This window comes from Streptomyces sp. NPDC088553 (assembly GCF_044752965.1).
Taxonomy (GTDB): domain Bacteria; phylum Actinomycetota; class Actinomycetes; order Streptomycetales; family Streptomycetaceae; genus Streptomyces.
In genome coordinates this window covers 16,194-37,085 of record NZ_JBIVMG010000011.1, presented here as the reverse complement: position 1 = coordinate 37,085, position 20,892 = coordinate 16,194, and the positions used below count along the sequence as shown (strand labels likewise).

The window sequence follows — 20,892 nt, the reverse complement described above, 5'->3', positions numbered from 1 at the left end:
ACCCGATCAGGGAGGCGCTCGGAGTGAAGGGGGGAGTGCCAGGGGGCGCGTTCCCCTTTGGTGGTCCTCCGTGTGATCACCGGCGACCTACCGTCGACCCCATGGGACGCGGGGACCTGGCGACGCTGGTGCGGATCTGCGATCTGGCGGGCCGGCCTCGCGGCACCGGATTCCTCGCCGACCACCACGGAACGGTCGTCACCAGTCACGAAGCCGTCGACGGGCTCAGCCGTGTCGTCCTGCACGCCCCCGGCGACCGGACCTGGCTCGCCGAGGCCGAGGCCGTCACCCCGCTGCCGGAGAACGGCCTCGCGCTCGTACGGACCGAAGGCCTCGGCGTACGGCCCCTGCCGCTCGCGACCCGGACCGAGATCGAACCCGGCACCTACGTACGGATCGCCGCCCACGGCTGGCGCGAGGCGCGTGTGCTCGGCCCCACCGGCGTCACGTACACCGCCACCGACCGCTTCCACGCGCTCGCCGACGCCCTCGAACTCGCCATCGGCACCGAGGGCGCCGAAGCCCTCCGACTCGGCGGACAGGCCGCCGGCGGCCCCGTCCTCGACACCACCACCGGCACCGTCCTCGCCGTCCTCGGCACCGCCCTGCACGGCGGCCGCCCGGCCGCCGGATACGCGGTGCGACTGCGCCCCGAAGGCCCCCTCGCCGCTCTCCTCCGGCTCAACGCGGCCACCGTCCCCGCCTACGGCCCCGACCTCAACCTCGCCGGAATCCTGGAACTCACCGCCACCTCCACCGGCCCCGTACGGGACCCCGCCCCCTGGCCCGAGCCCGTCGAACGCCCCGAGTGCGTCCGCGAGTTCGCCCGCTTCACGGCGGGCGAGGCGCCGGTCCTCGCCCTCGTCGGCACCCCCGGCACCGGCCGCACCACCGCCCTCGCCGCCCTCTGCGCCCGCCGCGCCCGGGGCGTCGCGCCCGCCCCCACCGTCCGGCTGCGCGGCGCCGACCTGCGCGCCGGGGACCGCTCGCTCGCCGACGCCGTCGGCCGGGCACTCCAGCAGGCCGGCCGGATCGTCGCCGCCTCCGGGGCGCTCGGCGACACCACCACCGCCACCCCCGAACGGGCCGCCGCCCTCGCCCACGAGGCGGGCCGCCCGCTCCTCGTCGTCCTCGACGGCCCCGAGGAGATGCCGCCGCACCTCGCCCACCGGCTCGCCGACTGGACCACCGCCACCGAGGACTGGCTCCGTGCCCACCACGTCCACCTCGTCACCGCCTGCCGCCCCGAGCACTGGGAAAGCGCGGGCGCCCTCTACCGGCCGGCCGCGCTGCACCGGCCGGCGGAGGGCCGCCGGGGCGGAACGCCCGGCGGACTGCCGGCCGCCCTCGTCCTCGGGCCGTACTCCGCGGCCGAGGCCCAGGCAGTGCGCGAGGGGTACGGGCTCGGGGAGACCGACCTCGCCGAGGCCGACGCCCGCCACCCGCTGGCCCTGCGGCTGCTCGCCGAGGTGCGGGCCGCGCTGCCGGCGGACGTTCCCGGACGGCCGGGGCGCGAGGAGATCTTCACCGCCTACCTCGACCTGATGTGCCTGCGGATCGCCGTCCGGATCGCCGCCGGCTCCCGGCCCCTGCCCTCGGGCACCGCCGTACGCCGCCTCGCCGCCCGCGTCACCGGCCAGGTCCACGAGGCGGCCCGCCGCTGCCTCGGCCCCGGGCACGGCGTCCTCGACCGCGCCTCCTTCGAGGAGCTCTTCCCCTGGCGCGAGGGCTGGGCCTCGGCGGTCCTCACCGAAGGCCTGCTCGTCCCGGCCGGCTCCGGCTACCGCTTCGCCCACGAGGAGCTGGCGGACTGGGTGCAGGCGTCCCACCTGGACCTGGACGGTGCCCTGGAGGCGCTGCTCTCCCTGGGGCTGGGGTCCCTCGCCGGTGCCGAGGACGCGGCCGGTTCCACCGACCTCGCCGACCCCCTCGCGCCGCCCTCCGTCCCCCGGCAACGGACCCCCGACGAGGCGCCCCCGCCGGTCCCGCGCCATCGCATCGGCCCCGTCCTCCAGGCGCTCCTGCTGCTCCACCGGGAGCACGGCCCGGCCGCCCTCGCCCCCCGGCTCGCCGTGCTCGCCGAGGCCCTCGGGCGGTACGCCGACGAGGAGGGCGGAGCCTCCGGCGACGGGCCCTGGTGGGCCGCCCGGCTGTTCGGCGAGAGCGTACGGAGGCTGGCGGACCCCCGGCCGCACCTGCCCGTCCTGCGGCAGCTCGCCGACCGGATCGGGGCAGGCGCCCACCGGAGCGACGCCCGCGGCGGGCGGCACGCGGTGTTCGCCGCGTTCGGACCCGCGTTCTGGCTGGGCCTGCCGCTCGGGGAGGACGAGCGCATCGATCTGCTGCGCCGGCTCGTCCCCGCCGACCCACCGCCGGGCGAGAAGCGCGGCGAGGACCGCCACGAGGACCGCCACGAGGACTGCGACGAGGGCCGTGACGAGGGCCGTGGCCAGGACCCCGGCGAGCACCCCGGTGCCGAGCGGGCCCTCGCCGCCGTCGCCGGGATGCTCGCCGCCGACCCCCGGGGCGTGCAGCCGCTGCTCTGCCGCTGGTTCGGCGACGACCGCGCCCTCCCCGCCGCCCCCGGCGCGACCGTCGCCACCGCCGCCCAGGCCCTCCTGCACACCCATCGGGCGCTCGCCGTCGACGATCTGTGCGAGGCGCTCGTCGCCACCGCCCACCCGCTCGCCGACGGCCTCCTCGCCGCCCTCGCCGAGGACGAGCCCTCCGCCGTCTGCCGGGCCGTCGACCGCTGGGCCCACGACGACGGGCGCCCGGAACGACGCGTCGCGGCCGCCACGTACGGGCATCTCGTCGCCGGTCACGCCACCCGCCCCGCCGACCGGGAACTCCTCCGCTTCGCCGCCCTGGCCCTGCTCGCCCGCCCCGGCGACCAGAGCCTCCACGGCGCCGCCCTCGGCCTGCTGATCCGTGACCCGCACACCCGGGACCGCCACCTGCCCCGCGCGCTCGCCGAGCCCCGGGTGCCCGCGGGCGCACTCGTCGAAGCCCTCGCGGCCGACCCCGGACCGGTCCTCGCCGCCCTCGGGGCCCGGCTGGACGGCACGGGCGAAGCGCCCGCCGCCGCCCTGCGGGCGCTCGCCGACGTCGACGCGCCCGCGCTCGCCCGCCGGGTGGCCTCCCTCGTCCGCGGCTACGTCGCCCGCCACCCCGAGGGCGCCGGGCACGTGGCCGACTTCGTCGACCGGCGCTTCGAGTACGGCCCGGCCGCCCGGGCCGTCCTCTTCCCGCTGGTCTCCGGCCTGATCCGGGGCCGCCCCGCGCCGGTCCGCCGCGCCCTCGCCCCCGTTCTCGCCGCGCCCGGAACCGGCGCCTCCCGGCATCTGCGGGCCGAACTCCTCGACGTACTCCTGGAGCACGAGCGGTACGAGGCCGAGACGGGGGAGTTCACCGTCCTGGCCGCCCTCCTGGAGGCCGCCGCGGAGGGCGCCGAGCGGCGCAGCGAGCCGCGCACCCGGGCGCTCACCCACCGGGTCGGCGCCCTGTGGGCCCGTACGCCCGAAGGCACGAGGCTGCTCGACCCGGCCCTCGCGGGACACGTTCGCGCGCGGCCCGCGTTCGCCACCCTGCTCGCCCGCTGGACGGTCGGCGACCCCGCCGCGTGGGCGCCGCTGCTCGGTCCTGAGACCCTCCGGGCGCTGCGGAGCCACGGCACTTCCATGCCGATGCGAACCGATGGCCGTGGGCATGGCAGTCTTAGACCTGCGTAATCGGCGAACAGGCGGACGAGGAGCGGTCACAGTGCAGCGCTGGCGTGGCTTGGAGGACATCCCCCAGGACTGGGGGCGCAGCGTCGTCACCATCGGCTCCTACGACGGTGTGCACCGCGGGCACCAGCTGATCATCGGGCGGGCCGTCGAGCGCGCCCGGGAACTCGGCGTCCCCTCCGTGGTGGTCACCTTCGACCCGCACCCCTCCGAGGTCGTGCGGCCCGGCAGCCACCCGCCGCTGCTCGCCCCGCACCACCGGCGCGCCGAGCTGATGGCCGGCCTCGGCGTGGACGCGGTGCTCGTGCTCCCGTTCACCGCCGAGTTCTCCCAGCTGTCCCCGGCCGACTTCATCGTCAAGGTGCTCGTCGACAAGCTGCACGCGAAGGCCGTCATCGAGGGCCCCAACTTCCGCTTCGGGCACCGGGCCGCCGGAAACGTCGCCTTCCTGTCCGAGCTCGGCGCCACCTACGACTACGAGGTCGAGGTCATCGACCTGTACGTGAGCGGCACGGCGGGCGGCGGCGACCCCTTCTCCTCCACCCTCACCCGCCGGCTCGTCGCCGAGGGCGACATGGCCGGCGCCGGCGAGATCCTCGGCCGTCCGCACCGGGTCGAGGGCATCGTGGTCCGCGGCGCGCAGCGCGGCCGCGAACTGGGCTTCCCGACGGCCAACGTCGAGACCCTCCCGCACACCGCCATCCCGGCCGACGGCGTCTACGCCGGCTGGCTGACGGCCGACGGGGAGCGGATGCCCGCGGCCATCTCGGTCGGCACGAACCCGCAGTTCGACGGCACGGAGCGGACGGTGGAGGCCTACGCGATCGACCGCGAGGGCCTCGACCTGTACGGGCTGCACGTGGCCGTGGACTTCCTCGCGTACGTCCGCGGGATGCTGAAGTTCGACACCCTGGACGACCTGCTCGAAGCGATGGCCGGCGATGTGAAGCGCTGCCGGGAGCTGACGGAGGCGTACGACCGGGAGCACCTCCAGGCCGGCTAGCCCCTCGCAGGGCGCCGGCCTGCCGCCGGTGGGAGGCGTGCACCGCCTCCCGCCGGCTCAGAGCACCGCCTCCCGCGACGCCACCCAGTGGCAGGCCACCTCCTGCTCCCCGCCGCCGCCCAGGACGGGCAGGCTCTCGCCGCGGCAGCGGTCCGCGACCGCCGCCGCCCCGCCCGAGGCGAGGACCTGGCAGCGGGCGTGGAAGCGGCAGCCGGACGGGATGCGCGACGGGTCCGGCGGCTCACCGGTCAGCACCACGGGCGTCCCCCCGGACTCCGGAAGCACCGACAACAGCGCCTGGGTGTACGGATGCTGGGGCCGGGTCAGGACGGACTCCACCGTGCCGGTCTCCACGACCCGGCCCAGGTACATCACCGCCACCCGGTCCGCGATGTTCCACGCGAGACCCAGGTCGTGCGTCACCACCAGGGCGGACAGGCCGAGTTCGTCCCGCAGGCGAAGCAGCAGCGCCAGGATCTCGCCCCGTACGGAGGCGTCCAGCGAGGCCACCGGCTCGTCGGCGACCATGAGTTCGGGCTCCAGGACCAGCGCGCCCGCGATGACGACGCGCTGCCGCTGCCCGCCCGACAGCTCGTGCGGATAGCGCAGGAAGAAGCGCTCCGGCGGGCGGAGCCCGGCCCGCGCGAGGGCCCCGGCGACCGCCTCCCGCTCGTCACCGGTGTATCCGTGGATCCGCAGGCCCTCCGCCACCGCGTCGTACACCGTGTGCCGAGGGTTCAGCGAGCCGCTCGGGTCCTGGAGGACCAGCTGGGCCCGCTTCCGGTACGCCTTGAGGGCCGCGGCGCCGTAGCCGAGCGGCTTCCCGTCGAAGGAGACCGTCCCCGACGTGGGCCGGACCAGGCCGAGGAGCGACCGGGCCAGCGTCGTCTTGCCGCATCCCGACTCCCCGACGAGGGCCACGATCTCGCCCGCGCCGATGTCCAGGTCCACGCCGTCGACCGCCCGCGCGGGCGGCGCGCCCCGCCGCCCGGGGAAGGTGACGTGCAGCCCGCGCGCCGACAGCAGTGACGCCGCCTTCGCCTCCGTACGCACGGCCGTCTCCGTACTCATGACGCGCTCCCCACATGGACGCAGGCGGCCCGGTGGTCCGCGCCCGCCTCCCGTAGCTCCAGATCGGCTTCCCCGCACGCGTCCACCGCCACCGGACAGCGCGGATGGAAGGTGCAGCCGCCCGGCAGGTCCGCCGGGTCAGGCGGGTCGCCCGGCAGCCCGCGCGGCGCACGCCGGGAGGCGAGGTCCCCGACGCGCGGGAAGGCCGAGGACAGCGCCCGGCCGTAGGGGTGCCGCGCGGACTCGTACACCGCCCGGGCCGGCCCCTCCTCGACGACCCGGCCCGCGTACATCACGGCAAGCCGGTCGCAGGTGTCGGCGAGGACCGCGAGGTCGTGGCTGATCATCAGGAGGCTGATGGACTGCTCGGCGACGAGCCGCTCGATCAGCCGCAGGATCTGCGCCTGGATCATCACGTCGAGCGCGGTCGTCGGCTCGTCCGCGACGATCAGCTGCGGATCGCAGGCCAGCGCCATCGCGATCATCACGCGCTGCCGCTGTCCACCGGAGAGTTCGTGCGGATAGGCGGCCGCGCGCGCGGCGGGCAGACCGACGTGTTCGAGCAGCTCGCCGGCCTTCCTGCGGGCCGCCGCCGGGGTCGCCCGTCCGTGGACGAGCAGCGGCTCGGCGATCTGGTCCCCGATCCGGTGCACGGCGTTGAGCGAGTGCATCGCGCCCTGGAAGACGATCGACGCCCCCGCCCACCGCACGGCCCGGAGCCGACCCCACTTCATGGCGAGGACGTCGTCGCCGTCGAGCAGGATCCGCCCCTCGATCCGCGCCGACGCCGGAAGCAGGCGCAGCAGCGCGAGGGCGAGCGTGGACTTGCCGCAGCCGGACTCGCCCGCGACACCGAGCTTGCGGCCCGGCTCCAGGGTCAGGTCGACCCCGCGCACGGCGGGCACGGCGGCCGCGCCCGACCCGTACGTCACCCTGAGGTCCCGTACCTCCAGGAGGCTCATCGCCCCACCCCCAGCTTCGGGTTGAGCACGGACTCCACGGCCCGGCCGCAGAGCGTGAACGCCAGCGCGACCAGGGCGATCGCGATGCCGGGCGGGGCCAGGTACCACCAGTGTCCGGAGGAGACGGCGCCGGCCTCGCGGGCGTCCTGGAGCATGCCCCCCCAGGAGACGACCGTCGGGTCGCCGAGCCCGAGGAAGGCGAGCGTCGCCTCGGTGAGGATGGCGGTCGAGATGCCGAGCGTGGTCTGCGCGAGCACCAGCGGCATCACGTTCGGCAGCACGTGCTTGCTCATGACGTGCCCGTGGCCGCCGCCGAGCGCGGTCGCCCGTTCGATGTACGGGCGGGACTCGACGGCGATCGTCTGGGCCCGCACCAGGCGGGCCGTGGTCGGCCAGGAGGTCACCCCGATGGCGATGACGACCGTCCACATCGACCGGGACATGACGGTGGCGAGCACGATCGCGAGGACCAGGGTCGGCATCACCAGGAACCAGTCGGTGATCCGCATGACGACGGTCGAGAACCAGCCGCCGTAGTGCCCGGCGATGATCCCCACGAGCGTGCCGATGGCGACCGAGAGCGCCGCCGCGAGGAGTCCGACGAGCAGCGAGATCCGCGCTCCCCAGATCAGCAGACCGAGCAGCGAGCGCCCGAACTGGTCGGTGCCCAGCGGGAACTCGGCGCTCGGCGACTCCAGCGCCGTGCCCGGGGCCTGCGTCACGGACTGCACGTCGGCGCCGACGGTCCACGGGGCGGTCAGCGCGAGCAGCGCGATGAGGGCGAGCCCGGCGAGGCCGTAGAGCCCGGCGCGGTGGGTGCGGTACGCCTTCCAGAAGCGGGACACCGAGCTGCGGCGGCGTTCCCACCGCAGCGAGGCCGCCGACGGCAGCGTCGGCTCGGTCGAGGTCATCGGCCCACCCTGGGGTCGAGCAGCGGATACAGCAGGTCGGCGATCAGGTTCATCAGGATCATCGCTCCGGCGAAGACCACGAACAGGCCCTGGACGAGGGGCAGATCGGGCACGCTCAGGGCCTGGTAGAACAGCCCGCCGAGCCCGGGCCAGGAGAACACCGTCTCCACCAGGATCGAACCGGCCGCCACATGGCCCAGGTTGATGAAGATCATGGTCACGGTCGGCAGGAGCGCGTTCGGCACGGCGTGTCGGCGCCGCACGTCGTCGTCGCGCAGCCCCTTCGCCCGCGCCGTCGTCAGATAGTCGCCGCCCATCTCGTCGAGGAGCGAGGAGCGCATCACGAGCAGGGTCTGCGCGTATCCGACGGCCACGAGCGTGACGACCGGAAGCACGAGGTGGTGGGCGACGTCGAGGACGTACGCGAAGCCGGTCTCGCCCGTGCCCGACTCCATGCCGCCGGTCGGGAAGAGCCCCGGGATCGGGCCGATGCCGACCGAGAACACGATGATGAGCAGCAGTCCGAGCCAGAAGGAGGGCACCGACCACAGGGTCAGCGCGATCCCGGTGTTCAGTTTGTCGCCGAGCCCGCCGTGGCGCCAGGCCGAGCGGGTGCCGAGCCACAGCCCGAGCGCCGAGTAGATCACCACGGCGACGCCGGTGAGCAGCAGCGTCGCGGGCAGTTTCTCCGCGATCAGGTCGCCGACCGGGGCGCGGAACTGGAACGAGGTGCCGAGGTCGCCGCTCAGCGCCTTGGCGCAGTAGTCGGTGAACTGCTGCCACAGCGGCAGATCGAGCCCGAACTGGCGGCGCAGCGTGGCGAGTTGTTCGGCGGAGGTGGGCACGCCGTGCGTCATCGCCTTCACCGGGTCGCCGGGGATGATCCGGAACAGGAAGAAGCTGGTGACGAGGACGGCGAAGAGGGAGACGAGCGCGCCGCCCAGCTTGCCCGCCGCGTGGCGGAGATAGCCGAGGGAGGAACCGGTGCGGGGTGCGCCGTCCGTGGCGCGGGCCTCTTCGGCCCGCACCACGTCGGCGGGGGTGCTCGCTGTCGTCACGGACTACTCGCGGTCGTCGGCGGTGGTGCGACGGCGACGGGCGGTCCAGACGCCCACGGCGACGAGGACGAGCGCGACGGGGCCGAGGATCAGCCAGAGGGTCGTCGAGGAGCCGGAGCTGTCGCCGTCGGACGCGGAGGCGGTGGGCGTGGCCGACCACCAGCTCCAGTAGCCGTCCTGGCCCCACAGGTTTCCGGCGGCCTCGGGCATGGTCGTGATGGACGCGATCTGGTCCGTGCGGTACGCCTCGAGGGCGTTCGGATAGGCCATGATGTTCATGTACCCCGTGTCGTACAGCCGGGACTGCATCCGCTTCACCAGATCCGCCCGCTTGGCGGTGTCGTACTCCACCGCCTGCTGCGCATAGAGCCCGTCGAACTCCTTGTCGCAGATGAAGTTGTCGGTGGCCCCGGAGTCCTTCGGCGTCGCGGGGAGCGTGCCGCAGGTGTGGATCGACAGGACGTAGTCCGGGTCGGGGTTGACCGACCAGCCGTCGAACGCGAGGTCGTAGTCACCCTTCACCCACGGGTCCGAGACGCTGTCCAGGCACTCGACCTTCAGGCCGATGCCCAGCGCCCCCCACCACTCCTGGAGGTACTTGCCGACCGCCTTGTCGTTCGGGTCGGTGGCGTGACAGAGGATCCGGAACTCCAGCGGCCTGCCGTCCTTGCCGATCCGCTTGCCCTCGGCGTTCTTCCGGTAGCCGGCCGCGGTGAGGGCCTTCTCCGCGGCGACGGGGTCGTACGTCCGCTTCTGGGCGTCCTCGGGCTTCCAGAAGTACGAGCCGAAGCGCGGCGGGATGTAGCCCTCGCCCTCGACCGCGTGCCCCTGGAAGACCTTGTCGACGAGGGTGGTGCGGTCGACCGCGAGGAAGAGCGCCTTGCGGACGGCCGGGTCGAGCAGCGCCTTGTGGCCGTTGCCGAAGGTCTTGCCGTCCTGGGCCCTCGCGCCGGGGTTGGTGGCGATGGCGTAGAAGCGGCGGCCGGGGGCGTCGTTGACCCTGACGTTCTTCTGGGTCTTCAGCGCGGCGGCCTGGGCGGGCGTCAGATTCGGTACGAAGGACACCTCGCCCTTCTGGAGGGCGGCGACGGCGGCGTCGCCGTCCTTGTAGTACTTGAAGACCAGCTCGTCGAACTTCGGCGCGCCCCGCCAGAACGTCTTGTTCGGCTTGAGCTTGATGTACTGGTCGACCTTGAAGTCCGTGATGACGAACGGACCGTTGCCCACGATGGGGAACTGCTTGTCGTTGTTGAACTTCGAGAAGTCGCCGACCTTCTCCCAGACGTGCTTGGGCACGATCGGCACGTCGAGCGCGGTCATCGTGGCCTGCGGCTTCTTCAGGCGGATGACGAGCGTCTTCGGGTCGGGTGCGGTGACCTGCGCGAAGTTGGCCGTGAAGCTGCCGTTGGCGGTGGCGGCGTTCGGGTCGGTCATCATCTTGTTGAAGGTCCAGGCCGCGTCCTCGGCGGTGGCCGGCTTCCCGTCGGACCACTTCGAGTTCTCGCGGATCGTGTACGTCCACGTCAGCTTGTCCGCCGAGGGGGTCCACGCCGTCGCCAGGCCCGGGATCGTGCGGGCGTCCTTCGCGTCGTAGTTGGTGAGGTACTCGTACGCCAGCCGGTGGATGCTGGTCGAGGTGAGCTTCTGGGCGAGGAACGGGCTCAGCGAGTCGATGCTCTGCGAGACGGCGACGGTGAGCGTGGTCCCCGCGGACTTGTCGTCCTCCGCGGCGGCGGTACCGGGGACGGCCACGAGCGAGACGGCGGTGACACCGGAGGCGAGCAGCAGACGGAGCGCCCGGTGAGTGGGGGCGTGACGGGGTGGAACCTTCGTGACCATGACCATGGGACGTGACCTCGCGTCGGGGGATCTGTCGTGGATCTTGGGCTGACGGTGAGTGAAGCGAAGGTTTATCAGCGGTGGTCTGCCGTCGTCAACGATCCCTCAAACCCCTTGTGGGCTGCGGGAATGCCAAGAGGCCCCGTACCGGTGAACCGGTACGGGGCCTCATTGGTCTACTCCTGTGACGCCTTACTGCTGAGGGGCTGGCGGAGCCTGCGGAGGCTGCTCCTGCGACCAGTTCGGCGGCGGGACCTGCCCCTGTCCCTGGTCATGGCCCTGCGGCTGCCCGTGACCGTGATCCTGCGGATCGGCCTGCGGAGGCAGCGGCTGGCCCGGCTGCGGCTGCTGCCAGCCCTGCGGCATACCGGGCTGGCCGGGAGGCGCGCCGAACGGCTGTCCGGGCGCGGGCTGTGCTCCGTACGGCTGACCCGGCGCGGGCTGCCCGGGCATCGGCTGCTGCCCCGGCATGGGCTGGGCCCCGTACGGCTGTCCGGGCGCGGGCGGCGCGCCGTACGGCTGTCCCGGCGCCGGCTGCTGACCGTACGGCTGCTGCGGCGGGTACGCCTGACCGGGCGGCTGCTGAACGGGCATCGACTGGCCGGGGACCGGCTGTCCGGGCATCGGCTGTCCGGGGCTCGGTTGGGCGCCGTACGGCTGCCCCGGTACGGGCTGTCCGGGCGCGAACTGCCCCGGCACCGGCTGACCGGGCAGGGGCTGTCCCGGCATCTGCTGACCGGGCATCGGCTGTCCGGGCATCGGGTGGCCCGGCATCGGCGGGGCCATGTGCGGCGGCAGTGCGCCCTGGCCGTCGCCGGTCCACAGGCCCTGTGCCTGCTGCGCCCGTGCGAAGTCCTCGGCCACCATCGCCGAGAGGTGGAAGTACGCCTCCCGGGTCTTCGGCCGCATCATGTCGAGGTCCACCTCGGCACCGGCCGACAGGTGCTCGTCGAAGGGCACGACCACGACACCGCGGCAGCGGGTCTGGAAGTGCTGCACGATGTCCTCGACCTTGATCATCTTGCCGGTCTCGCGGACCCCGGAGATGACCGTGATGGAGCGCTGCACCAGGTCCGCGTAGCCGTGCGCGGAGAGCCAGTCCAGCGTGGTCGACGCACTGGACGCGCCGTCCACGGAGGGCGTGGAGATGATGATCAGCTGATCGGCGAGGTCGAGCACCCCGCGCATCGCGCTGTACAGCAGACCCGTGCCCGAGTCCGTGAGGATGATCGGGTACTGCTTGCCCAGGACGTCGATCGCCCGCCGGTAGTCCTCGTCGTTGAACGTCGTCGAGACGGCCGGGTCCACGTCGTTGGCGAGGATCTCCAGACCGGACGGCGCCTGCGAGGTGAACCGGCGGATGTCCATGTACGAGTGCAGGTACGGGATCGCCTGCACCAGGTCACGGATGGTCGCCCCGGTCTCGCGCCGCACCCGGCGCCCCAGGGTTCCGGCGTCCGGGTTGGCGTCGATCGCCAGGATCTTGTCCTGCCGCTCGGTCGCGAGCGTCGCGCCCAGCGCGGTGGTCGTCGTGGTCTTGCCGACACCGCCCTTGAGCGAGATGACCGCGATCCGGTAGCAGGAGAGGACGGGGGTCCGGATCAGCTCCAGCTTGCGCTGCCGCTCCGCCTCCTCCTTCTTGCCGCCGAGCTTGAAGCGGGCGGCGGCGCCGCCGGGCGTCCGGCTGGACTTGGGCTTCTGCTTGTTGTTCCGCAGCAGGCGGTCGGAGGACAGCTCGACGGCCGCGTTGTAGCCGAGCGGGGCGCCCGGCACGGACCGCTCCCGCTGATCGTGCGTCACGGGCGAGGGCCAGGCGGCCCCGGTCCGCGGATCGACGGGCTGCCCGTCGTGCGGCGGCTGGGGGGCCGGGGCCTGCGGGGGTACGGCGGCGGGGTGCGGGTAGCCGTAACCGCCCTGGGCCTGCGGCGGCACGCCACCGGGGGGCTGCTGCGGGTAGCCGTAACCGGCCTGCTGCGGAGGCGTCCCGGGGTGCGGGAAGCCGTAGCCGCCCTGGGGGGCGGGAGCCGGGGGCTGGGGCTGCGGGGCCTGCGGCGCGTGGGGTGCCTGGGGGTAGCCGTAACCGCCGGGCGCCTGGGGCTGGTCGTGCGGTGCCTGCTGGGCGTGCGGCGGCTGCGGGGCCTGCGGCGGCTGCGGGTAGCCGTAGGCGCCGGGTGCCTGGGGCTGCGGCTGGGCCTGCGGCGGTACGGGGCCGGGCGCACCGGGAGTGCCGGGCGGCGGCCACGCGGCGGCGGGCGGCAGCGGCGCGGCCTGGGGCTGCGGCTGGGCGCCCGGCTGCGCGGGCCACTGCTGGGCGGGCCCGGGAGCGGCCGGCTGGAACGACGGCGGCAGCGGCGGCAGGCCGGCGCCGGCCTGCGGTCCGGCGGCAGGGAAGGGCTGCCCGGGCGCGGGAGTCGGAGTCGGAGCGGCACCGGGGAAGGGGCCGGGAGCCGCGTCGGGACCGAGGCCCTGCGGCGCGGCGTCGGCCGGCGGGTAGGGGACGGGCGCCATCGGCTCCGTCAGTGCTTCGGGAGCGACCGGGACGGCGTGCGGAAGCGCGGCGTCGGCGGAGGGGTCCGCGGAGGCGTCCGCGGGTACGGCGTCGGTGACCGGTCCGGAGTTCGCGTCGGAGTCCGCCTCGGCGCCCTCCGGGCTCGTGCTCGCGCTGGCGCTCGTGCTCGCCACGGCGTCGGCGGCCTGGTCGGGCGCGGCCTCGTCGTGCGCTTCCGGCACCTCGGCCGCTTCGGGCGCCTGCGCCTCGGACACCTCGGGTGCTTCGGCGGAGCGGGCGTCCTGCGTGCCGGACTCCGTCACGTCCGCCGCCTCGGCGCCGGCCGCTTCGGCCTCGGCCGGCGCGCTGTGGTCGGTGGTCGCGTTCGGCTCCCCGGCCCCGGCCCCGGGCGTCGCCGAGGCGGCCGGGGCGGCCGCGGTGGCCTCCGCGGCGCGCTCCGCGATCTCGCGCTGGAGCGCGGCGGGGGAGAAGCGCATGGTCGAGCCGCTCTCGACGTCCCCGCCTCCGAACGGCGCCGCGGGCGCGGGCACCGAGGCGCCCGGCAGCGGGGTGGGCGGCGGGAAGGCACCCGGCAGCGAGGCGTCGGGAGCCGCGACGGCGGGAGCCGCGACGGCGGGAGGCGTGACGGCGGGAGCCGCGACGGCGGGAGGCGTGACGGCGGGAGGCGTGACAACAGGGGGAGTGGCGATCGGGGGAGCGGCGACCGGAGGCGTCGCAGAGGGAGGCACGGCAGCCGGAGGCCCGGCCACGGGAGGCAGCGCGACCGGAGGCACGTGCCCGGCAGCCGGAGGCGTACCCGTCGCGGGTCCACCCACCACGGGCGCGCCCGCCACAGGAGTACCCGCCCCAGGCGTGCCCCCGGCAGGCGTCCCCGCCGCCGGAGTCCCCGCGGTCCAGCCCGGTTCGAAGCCGCTGCCCGCCGGAAGGCCCGGGACCGGGACCGGCGCTCCGCTCGGTGGCGGGGGAGTGGCACCGCCGGCCCCCGCACCGCCCGACGCGTTCTGCGTGTACCAGGCCGGCGGGGTGTAGTCGATGGTGAACTCACCCGTCATCTCGGCGGGATCCGCGTCGGACTGATCGTCGGCGGGCGGACTCCAACCCCCGTGGATCTCGTCGCGATCGCCGTTCACTTTGCCTCCTGGTGTGGTCGAGCACCCTTGTGCCGTTGTGGGCGGGGCTCTTCCACCCTAATCGGCGCGGGCAACCCCCGGGCAGGCCCGACGGCCCCTCCGCGCCTGTCCCCATGACCTCGTCCGGTCACCAAGTGACCTGACCACGTCGCAGAGTGAGAACCCCGACCGTTCAAAATGATGCAAAAGCGGACGTACTTGAACGACTTCGTGCCGTTCCGTGCCCTTCAGTCCATCCTGCGCGCGGCGCCCAACAATCCGGTCTCGGCGTCGGTGCCCTGCGTCATGACGAACTGGCGATCGCTCGGCGTGCACCAGAGCGTCACTCCGTCCGCGAGCGTGGAGAGCGCCTCGTACTCGTGGCGCGGCAGGCTCATGATGCGGCCGATCTGTGTGGCCTCGTCGGGGGAGACCCGCTGGACGCCGACCAGCGAGGACTTCTCCAGGAGCCGGGGCGCGACCGGGCTCAGATAGGGCAGCAGTGTGAGCACCGACTGCCAGGGCGCCGACACGACGCGGCCGCGCGGCGGCCGCATCCCGCAGTCGCGGATCACGACCACGGGGCTGCCCGCGGACGCGCCCTGCGGCGGCACGCGCCCCACGTCGTGCAGCGCGATGCACGGCTGGCCACCGCCGGCGGCCTGCGCGAGCGCCGTCCAGGCCTGCGCGCGGCCGGTCTCGACCGCCACGCGGGCGCCCGTCGCGGCGGCCCTGAGGGCCAGCACCTGCGCGGTCCACAGACCGCCGATGAGCGTGATGTCGTACGGGACGGGCCGGTTGATGCCGAGCACCGCGGGCCGGCTCTCGGCGTCGACGCCGATCACCATGCCGTCGTCGCCCACCGGCAGGGCCAGCGCCTCGAGTTGGTCGAGGGGGACGGAGTGCCGGTCGCGGCGCGGCCCGACGAGCCCGAAGCCGAAGCGGGGCTTCGTGCCCCGGCCCGTACCCCGGGAGCCGGAGCCCCGGGAGGCGGCCCGGCCGGTGCCACCGGTGCCCGGACGGGCCGGCGTACCGAAGGAGGGAGAGGAGGCGGCGTGGGACATCAGCGCGCACCCCCCAGCGGAAGCGTCGCGAGGATGCCCGGCACCTGTTCACGGTCGAGTCGCACGAGTCCCGTCCTCACCCCGCGCGCAGCGCGCTCCAGTTCGTGCCGCGCGGCCACCAGTTCCTCGTCGCTGCGCCCGGTGATCCGTACGTGTCCGGTCACCGTCACCTCCTGCCGGTCCCCGCCGCTCAGCGTCAGGCTGAACGTCGTCGCGAGCGCGGGCAGCGAGGTCAGCAGGGCCACCAGCTGCGGCATCGAGGCCCCCGAGCCGCCCTGCCCGCCGAGCTGGGGCCAGCGCCCCACCCAGTACGTCGTGTGCCGCCGGTCGTCCACCCGCCAGGTCCGCGCGGTCTCCTGGGTCCGGCGTCCTTGCGTCTGCCCCCGGCCCGCCTGCGCTATCGCCATCTGGCTGGCGCAGGTCGAGGTGGCGAGCGCCGAGACGAGTTCCTGCTCCGTCAGCACGCTCGCCGCGAACCCTGCGCCCGCGAGCCGGCTCGCCAGCTGGTCCGCCGCCCGCACCACGCACTTCTGCGCGCCCTTGAGGCCGCCGCCGCGCGCGGCGACCGCCTCCGGGCAGAGCTCGGGGTCGAGCTTGAGCGCGATCCAGGTGATCCGTACGGCGGGCGAACCCGTCTGCGCCTGGAGCGGCCCGTAGTTGCGCGCGGCCATCGACTGCGCGGGCAGGTGCGGCGCGGGAGCGGGCTGCGTGTGCTGCACGATCTGCGCCGACTCCAGGCGGATGCCGTCCACGCTCAGGACGTCGCGGACGAGACCGACGGGCAGCGGCGCGGCCGCACGGTCCGGGCGCAGCGCCGTGCCGTCCGCCTCGACCCGCAGGACCGCGGTCAGGAAGGTGCCGTCGCCGACCATGCCGACCGGTCGCCGGTCACGATCGCTGTACGCGTACGTCCGCAGGGCCGGGTCGCACTCCACGACCGGCGCGAGCCCCGGCTCGGTGCCCTCGGGCACCGTGAACGAGGACGCCTTGCGGGTACGCGTCCGCAGCGCGAGGAACGTTCCGAGCCACTCGGGAAGGGAGCGGCGGTGCCGGCGGACGACCGCCATGAGCACGAGCACGACGGCGACCACGCCCGCGGGCACCATCAGCATCGGCTCGACGACCCAGGCGACGAGCATCAGCGCCGCCGCCACCTCGATCAGTACGAGCTGTTGCAACTGGAACGAACCGAAGTGTCCCGGGCGCGCCTGGAGCTTCGGCGAGACCGAGGAAACAGGCCCCGTGGACGGGGGTGCGGAGGCGGTGGCCGCGGCGGGCCGCGTCCGCGTCGCGGAAACCATGATGGAGAATCCCCCTCAATTCATCCCGATCACCCTGGCCCGCCAGGGCTTTGGCGGCCGGATCACCCTACCCGCCCCACGAACCCCACGGGACAGCAGGCATAGTAGGGGGCCGGTCCGACGGCCGGGGCCCGGGTGTCACCTCCCCCGGCTCCCGCGCGAAGATCGCGCCTGACGAGAATGGGGACTCATGGCATCGCGGCGGGATGAGCTCAACGCGTACACCTTTGCGAAGAAGCGCACGGTGGCGGCATTCCTCCAACCCTCGCCCTCCGGCACGGAGGAGGGGGCACCGAAGCCGCTGCGCGCGATCCTTCCCGGATTGATCGTCGCCGCGCTCGTGGTGGCCGGCTTCGGCGCCTGGGGCATGTTCAAGCCGCAGGCTCCCAAGGGCTGGGACACCCCCGGCACCCGGGTCATCGTCGGCAAGCAGTCGACCACGCGGTACGTGATCCTTCAGACCGGCAAGGACAAGGACGCCAAGACCCTGCTCCACCCCGTGCTCAACCTCGCCTCCGCGCGTCTCCTCCTCGACCCCGACCAGTTCCAGGTCGTCCAGGTCGCCGACGAGACGCTCGACAGGGGCAAGGGCACGCCGCCGCGCGGCCCGATCCTGGGCATCCCGTACGCCCCCGACCGGCTGCCCAGCGCGGACGAGGCGGGCAAGGCGAAGCGCTGGGCGGTCTGCGAGCAGCCTGGTGGCGGCACGGGCGCCAGCGTCCAGAAGGCCACCTTCCTCTTCGCCGAGCGGGACGAGGCCCTCACCACGGGCGGCAACCAGCTCAAGGACGGGCAGGTCCTGTACGTCAAGGGGCAGACCGGCGCGGCCCAGTTCCTGGTCGACCACACCGGCACCAAGTACCCGGTGAAGACCGAGACCACCGGACTGCTCACCGCGCTCGTCGGCCTCCACAAGGAGCCGCAGGCGGTCACCGACGACTGGCTCGCCACGCTGAAGACCGGCGACGCGATCGACTTCCCGCGTATCGAGAGCGACCAGGTCGGCCGCCCCACCGAGATCCCCGGTGCCACCCTCTCGGAGACCGAGAGGCGGATCGGCAACGTCCTCCTCGCGCCGACCGGCTCCGGGCCCCAGCACTACGTCGTCCTCCCCGGGAAGGTGCAGCCGGTCACGCCGTTCACCGCCTGGCTGCTCATCAACTCCCCGCAGACCAGCTCCCTCGACATGGACGGCGATCCGACCCCCGCCAACGCCTCCGACTTCGTGCCGGACCCGACGGTCTTCCACGGCGGCGCGAACTGGCCGAAGGCGAGGTCCTTCGTGGTCAACTCCGGCACCGGCGCGAACCCCCGCGACACCGTCTGCAACGTCCTCACCCACGTCGGCGAGCAGGGCCAGACGACGCTCACGACCTGGGCCGGCACCGAGTACCCCGCCGACATCACCGCGGGCGGCAGCAGCACGTACGTCACCCCCGGCACCGGCCTGCTGTACACCCAGATCCAGGGCAAGCAGACGAGGCCCGGCGGCTCGCTGTTCCTCGTCACCGACACGGGCCTCCGCTACGCGGTCCAGGCCAACGGCGACAGCGATTCCGCCCGTTCCGAGATCGGCACCGGGGCCAAGGAGAAGCCGACCGACGGACGCCCGGAACCCAGCGACGCCCAGAAGCGTCTCGGCTACGAGAAGGTCGTGCCGGCCCGCGTCCCCATCGAATGGTCAGAGTTCCTTTCGAAGGGCCCCCGGCTCGACGCCAACAGCGCGCGTCAGCCGCAGGGCTCCTAGGGGGTGGCACCGGTGACGAAGAACCACCGCACGACGCCCCGAGGGGCGTCCCGCACGGCCGCGCTGCTGGCCGCCGGCACCCTCACCGCCCTCCTCGCGGCCCCCGGCGCGGCCTCGGCCGCGCCCGCCGCCCCGGAGCGCGGCGACGGCCCCGGCCCCCTTCCCGGCCCCGTCCTCGACGGCAGCGGCGAGTGCACCTTCCCCATGAAGAAGCAGATCGCCGACACCCCCTGGCCGCTCCAGCGGGTCCTCCTCGACGAGCTGTGGCAGGACACAAAGGGCAAGGGCGTCAGGGTCGCGGTCATCGACACGGGCGTCGACGACGTCAATCCTCAGCTGCGTGAGGCCGTCGACGCCAAGGCGGGCAAGGACTACCTCAAGCCCGACAAGGAGAACCCCGGCTTCGGCGACGAGCAGCGGGGCAAGACCGACGGCACCGTCGACCAGGTCGGCCACGGCACCAAGGTCGCCGGCATCATCGCCGCCCGCCCCCACGACGGCACCGGATTCGTCGGGCTCGCGCCCGAGGCGACGATCATCCCGATCCGGCAGAACGACGAGAAGAACAGCGGCAAGTCCGACACGATGGCGGAGGCCATCAAATGGGCCGTCGCCAAGGGCGCCCACGTCATCAACATCTCGCAGGACACCACCCAGCCGCTCAGCCCCGAATCGCCGATGGGCAAGGCGGTGGCCGAGGCGATCAAGCGGGACGTCGTCGTCGTCGCCTCCGCCGGCAACGACGGCATGGACGGCGCCTTGAAGAAGACCTACCCGGCCGCCTTCCCCGGTGTCCTCGCCGTCGCCTCCTCCGACCGGAACAACGAGCGCGCCGCGTTCTCCCAGGCGGGCCCCATGGTGGGGGTCGCCGCCCCCGGCGTCGACATCGTCTCCACGGTCCCCGGCGGCGGCCAGTGCGTCGACAACGGCACCAGCTTCTCCGCGCCGTACGTCGCCGGTGTCGCCGCCCTGCTCCGCGCCGAGCACAAGGACTGGAGCGCGGCCCAGATCGTCGCCCGGATCGAGCAGACCGCCGTCCGCCCGGTCAACGGACGCGACAACTACATCGGTTGGGGGGTGGTCGACCCGGTGCGGGCGCTCGCCGACGTCCCCGGGCCGCCGCCCAGCGCGCCCAGGGCCGACCCCGGGCCGCCCAAGCCGCCGGCTCCCGAGCCGGCGCGTCTGGCGCTGTCGGAGACGCCTCAGGAACGCTCCGAACGGCTCGCCACCTACACGTTGGGGATCGGTGTCGTCCTGGTGGCCGTGGTCGCCGGGACCGCCACCGTGATCCGCGACAGCCGACGCGGAAGGGGGGCCCGTTGACCGGCGTATCGGTCAAGTATCCCGACTCCCCTTTGCAGTTGGAACTGCCGCCGTCAATGGCTAAAGTGACCGCGGGGCGCACGGCAGTGCGATCCCAGCACGGGGGCGGCATCAGAAGATTCCCGTCCGCATCACGACCGGATGGCCCGACGGCCCAGCCGTCGACGTCACCGAAGGAAGAAGGGGCAAGATGTCGAAAGACCTGAACGTAACCAGTGCCGAACAAGTCAAGCTCGCCGGCCGGATCCAGGACTTCTCCGACGAGCTCCAGTCCCGCATCACCTCGCTCAACAGCGTGGTGGACCGCGTCCAGGCGGGCTGGCAGGGTGCTGCGAGCAAGGAGTACGACCGGGTCCAGAACGACCTGAACCAGCGCCTGCGCAGCATGCGCCAGGAGCTCTCCAACCTCGAAGAGATGATGCGCATGAGCGCCGACGGGTTCTCGCGCGAGGAGGAGGACCGTCTGCGGTCCTTCCGTTCGATGGACACCAGCGGCGGCGCCGGCGGCGGCGGCAACTCGAGCGCCATCCTCGGCGTCTGAGCCACTCGACCAGTCCACCGGGCAACTCTCACTCCAGGAGTCAACACCATGACCACTGCGGTCAATTACGACACCGTGACGCAGGCGGCGGCCGACACCCGGCTGACCTCCACCACCCTCACGCAGAAGCTCGACGACCTCATGGCCGAGGTCAACCGCGTCGCCAGCAACTGGGAGGGTGAGGCCAAGATCGCGTACCGCGAGACCCAGGACCGCATCACCCGCGACATGGCCGGCATGAACCAGGACCTGGCGCGCATCGCCCAGCTCCTCGACGAGTCGGTCGTGGGCTACCAGGACACCGACAAGGGCAACGCCGCCCGGTTCCGCATGATGTGAGACCCGGCGAGCACGCGTGAGGGGGTGGCCCGTACGACGGGCCACCCCCTCACGCATGTCCGCGGGTCACCGCAGGTCGAACTCGCCGTCCCTGGCCCCGAGGACGAACGCGTCCCACTCGGCCTTCGTGTACCGCAGCACCGTGTCCTTGTCGAGCGACGAACGCATCGCCACCGCCCCCTCGGGGAGCCGGGCGATCTCCACGCGCTCCTCGTCCGGACTCGTCCCGGGAGCGCCCTCCCACGCGACGCCCGAGATGTCGAGCGCGTACAGCTCGTCCTTCTGGCGCTGCTTCTCGGCGGCCAGAGCGGCGTCGGCGGCGCTGTCGGCGCTGGTCGTGCTCGTGTCTGCGTCGGTCATCGGCGCGTTCCCTTCGCGGTGGTACGG

15 protein-coding genes are annotated in these 20,892 nt (G+C 73.8%); 6 read left to right on the top strand and 9 right to left on the bottom strand.

Annotation, left to right across the window (positions count from 1 at the left end; genetic code table 11):
- Positions 1 to 101 precede the first annotated feature (101 nt).
- Both ACIP8Z_RS31150 and ACIP8Z_RS31145 read left to right on the top strand, forming a co-directional pair.
- Positions 102 to 3,731, top strand: coding sequence for a trypsin-like peptidase domain-containing protein (locus ACIP8Z_RS31150; RefSeq protein WP_402089451.1), 3,630 nt, complete (start codon positions 102 to 104; stop codon positions 3,729 to 3,731).
- Between the two features lie 31 nt (positions 3,732 to 3,762).
- The gene (locus tag ACIP8Z_RS31145; protein WP_402089449.1) at positions 3,763 to 4,731 is read left to right on the top strand and encodes a bifunctional riboflavin kinase/FAD synthetase; all 969 of its coding nucleotides are present in this window, start codon (positions 3,763 to 3,765) and stop codon (positions 4,729 to 4,731) included.
- 57 nt (positions 4,732 to 4,788) lie between these two features.
- On the opposite strand, the gene ACIP8Z_RS31140 is transcribed toward ACIP8Z_RS31145, so the two are convergent.
- The 8 genes from ACIP8Z_RS31140 to eccE form a co-directional block, all read right to left on the bottom strand.
- Positions 4,789 to 5,802, bottom strand: coding sequence for an ABC transporter ATP-binding protein (locus tag ACIP8Z_RS31140; RefSeq protein ID WP_402089447.1), 1,014 nt, complete (start codon positions 5,800 to 5,802; stop codon positions 4,789 to 4,791).
- On the bottom strand, positions 5,799 to 6,764 hold the full coding sequence (locus ACIP8Z_RS31135) for an ABC transporter ATP-binding protein (protein ID WP_402089445.1): 966 nt from the start codon (positions 6,762 to 6,764) through the stop codon (positions 5,799 to 5,801). Before ACIP8Z_RS31135 ends, ACIP8Z_RS31140 begins: the two co-directional genes overlap by 4 nt.
- Entirely contained in the window at positions 6,761 to 7,675 is a 915-nt protein-coding gene (locus tag ACIP8Z_RS31130; RefSeq protein WP_402089443.1) for an ABC transporter permease, read from the bottom strand. The genes ACIP8Z_RS31135 and ACIP8Z_RS31130 overlap by 4 nt, the downstream gene beginning before the upstream one ends.
- Positions 7,672 to 8,733: an ABC transporter permease gene (locus ACIP8Z_RS31125; RefSeq protein WP_030322438.1), complete on the bottom strand. Its 1,062-nt coding sequence runs from the start codon at positions 8,731 to 8,733 to the stop codon at positions 7,672 to 7,674. Before ACIP8Z_RS31125 ends, ACIP8Z_RS31130 begins: the two co-directional genes overlap by 4 nt.
- A 3-nt stretch (positions 8,734 to 8,736) precedes the next feature.
- Positions 8,737 to 10,572 (bottom strand): ABC transporter substrate-binding protein, encoded by a 1,836-nt coding sequence (locus tag ACIP8Z_RS31120; RefSeq protein WP_402089723.1) that lies wholly within the window; start codon positions 10,570 to 10,572, stop codon positions 8,737 to 8,739.
- Between the two features lie 192 nt (positions 10,573 to 10,764).
- Positions 10,765 to 14,211, bottom strand: a complete 3,447-nt coding sequence (locus ACIP8Z_RS31115; protein WP_402089441.1) for an SCO5717 family growth-regulating ATPase — start codon at positions 14,209 to 14,211, stop codon at positions 10,765 to 10,767.
- Between the two features lie 227 nt (positions 14,212 to 14,438).
- The gene (locus ACIP8Z_RS31110) at positions 14,439 to 15,254 is read right to left on the bottom strand and encodes a hypothetical protein (protein ID WP_402089439.1); all 816 of its coding nucleotides are present in this window, start codon (positions 15,252 to 15,254) and stop codon (positions 14,439 to 14,441) included.
- The gene (gene eccE / locus ACIP8Z_RS31105; RefSeq protein WP_402089437.1) at positions 15,254 to 16,555 is read right to left on the bottom strand and encodes a type VII secretion protein EccE; all 1,302 of its coding nucleotides are present in this window, start codon (positions 16,553 to 16,555) and stop codon (positions 15,254 to 15,256) included. Before eccE ends, ACIP8Z_RS31110 begins: the two co-directional genes overlap by 1 nt.
- A gap of 190 nt (positions 16,556 to 16,745) precedes the next feature.
- Here eccE and eccB point away from each other — a divergent pair, with 190 nt between their 5' ends.
- The 4 genes from eccB (at position 16,746) to ACIP8Z_RS31085 (ending at position 20,505) form a co-directional block, all read left to right on the top strand.
- The gene (eccB, locus tag ACIP8Z_RS31100) at positions 16,746 to 18,302 is read left to right on the top strand and encodes a type VII secretion protein EccB (protein WP_402089435.1); all 1,557 of its coding nucleotides are present in this window, start codon (positions 16,746 to 16,748) and stop codon (positions 18,300 to 18,302) included.
- A gap of 204 nt (positions 18,303 to 18,506) precedes the next feature.
- Positions 18,507 to 19,625, top strand: coding sequence for a type VII secretion-associated serine protease mycosin (mycP, locus tag ACIP8Z_RS31095; protein ID WP_402089721.1), 1,119 nt, complete (start codon positions 18,507 to 18,509; stop codon positions 19,623 to 19,625).
- Between the two features lie 190 nt (positions 19,626 to 19,815).
- Positions 19,816 to 20,166, top strand: coding sequence for a WXG100 family type VII secretion target (locus ACIP8Z_RS31090; RefSeq protein ID WP_319320152.1), 351 nt, complete (start codon positions 19,816 to 19,818; stop codon positions 20,164 to 20,166).
- A 48-nt stretch (positions 20,167 to 20,214) separates the two neighbouring features.
- Positions 20,215 to 20,505, top strand: coding sequence for a WXG100 family type VII secretion target (locus ACIP8Z_RS31085; RefSeq protein ID WP_402089433.1), 291 nt, complete (start codon positions 20,215 to 20,217; stop codon positions 20,503 to 20,505).
- A gap of 66 nt (positions 20,506 to 20,571) precedes the next feature.
- On the opposite strand, the gene ACIP8Z_RS31080 is transcribed toward ACIP8Z_RS31085, so the two are convergent.
- The gene (locus tag ACIP8Z_RS31080) at positions 20,572 to 20,865 is read right to left on the bottom strand and encodes a DUF397 domain-containing protein (protein ID WP_402089431.1); all 294 of its coding nucleotides are present in this window, start codon (positions 20,863 to 20,865) and stop codon (positions 20,572 to 20,574) included.
- Positions 20,866 to 20,892: the final 27 nt, after the last annotated feature.

Bases quoted from the DNA above. Each gene is read 5' to 3' on its own strand.
- ACIP8Z_RS31150 (WP_402089451.1), top strand. From the start codon at position 102: ATGGGACGCGGGGACCTGGCGACGCTGGTGCGGATCTGCGATCTGGCG.
- ACIP8Z_RS31140 (WP_402089447.1), bottom strand. From the start codon at position 5,802: ATGAGTACGGAGACGGCCGTGCGTACGGAGGCGAAGGCGGCGTCACTG.
- ACIP8Z_RS31135 (WP_402089445.1), bottom strand. From the start codon at position 6,764: ATGAGCCTCCTGGAGGTACGGGACCTCAGGGTGACGTACGGGTCGGGC.
- ACIP8Z_RS31130 (WP_402089443.1), bottom strand. From the start codon at position 7,675: ATGACCTCGACCGAGCCGACGCTGCCGTCGGCGGCCTCGCTGCGGTGG.
- ACIP8Z_RS31120 (WP_402089723.1), bottom strand. From the start codon at position 10,572: ATGGTCACGAAGGTTCCACCCCGTCACGCCCCCACTCACCGGGCGCTC.
- ACIP8Z_RS31110 (WP_402089439.1), bottom strand. From the start codon at position 15,254: ATGTCCCACGCCGCCTCCTCTCCCTCCTTCGGTACGCCGGCCCGTCCG.
- eccE (WP_402089437.1), bottom strand. From the start codon at position 16,555: ATGGTTTCCGCGACGCGGACGCGGCCCGCCGCGGCCACCGCCTCCGCA.
- eccB (WP_402089435.1), top strand. From the start codon at position 16,746: ATGGCATCGCGGCGGGATGAGCTCAACGCGTACACCTTTGCGAAGAAG.
- mycP (WP_402089721.1), top strand. From the start codon at position 18,507: ATGAAGAAGCAGATCGCCGACACCCCCTGGCCGCTCCAGCGGGTCCTC.
- ACIP8Z_RS31090 (WP_319320152.1), top strand. From the start codon at position 19,816: ATGTCGAAAGACCTGAACGTAACCAGTGCCGAACAAGTCAAGCTCGCC.
- ACIP8Z_RS31085 (WP_402089433.1), top strand. From the start codon at position 20,215: ATGACCACTGCGGTCAATTACGACACCGTGACGCAGGCGGCGGCCGAC.
- ACIP8Z_RS31080 (WP_402089431.1), bottom strand. From the start codon at position 20,865: ATGACCGACGCAGACACGAGCACGACCAGCGCCGACAGCGCCGCCGAC.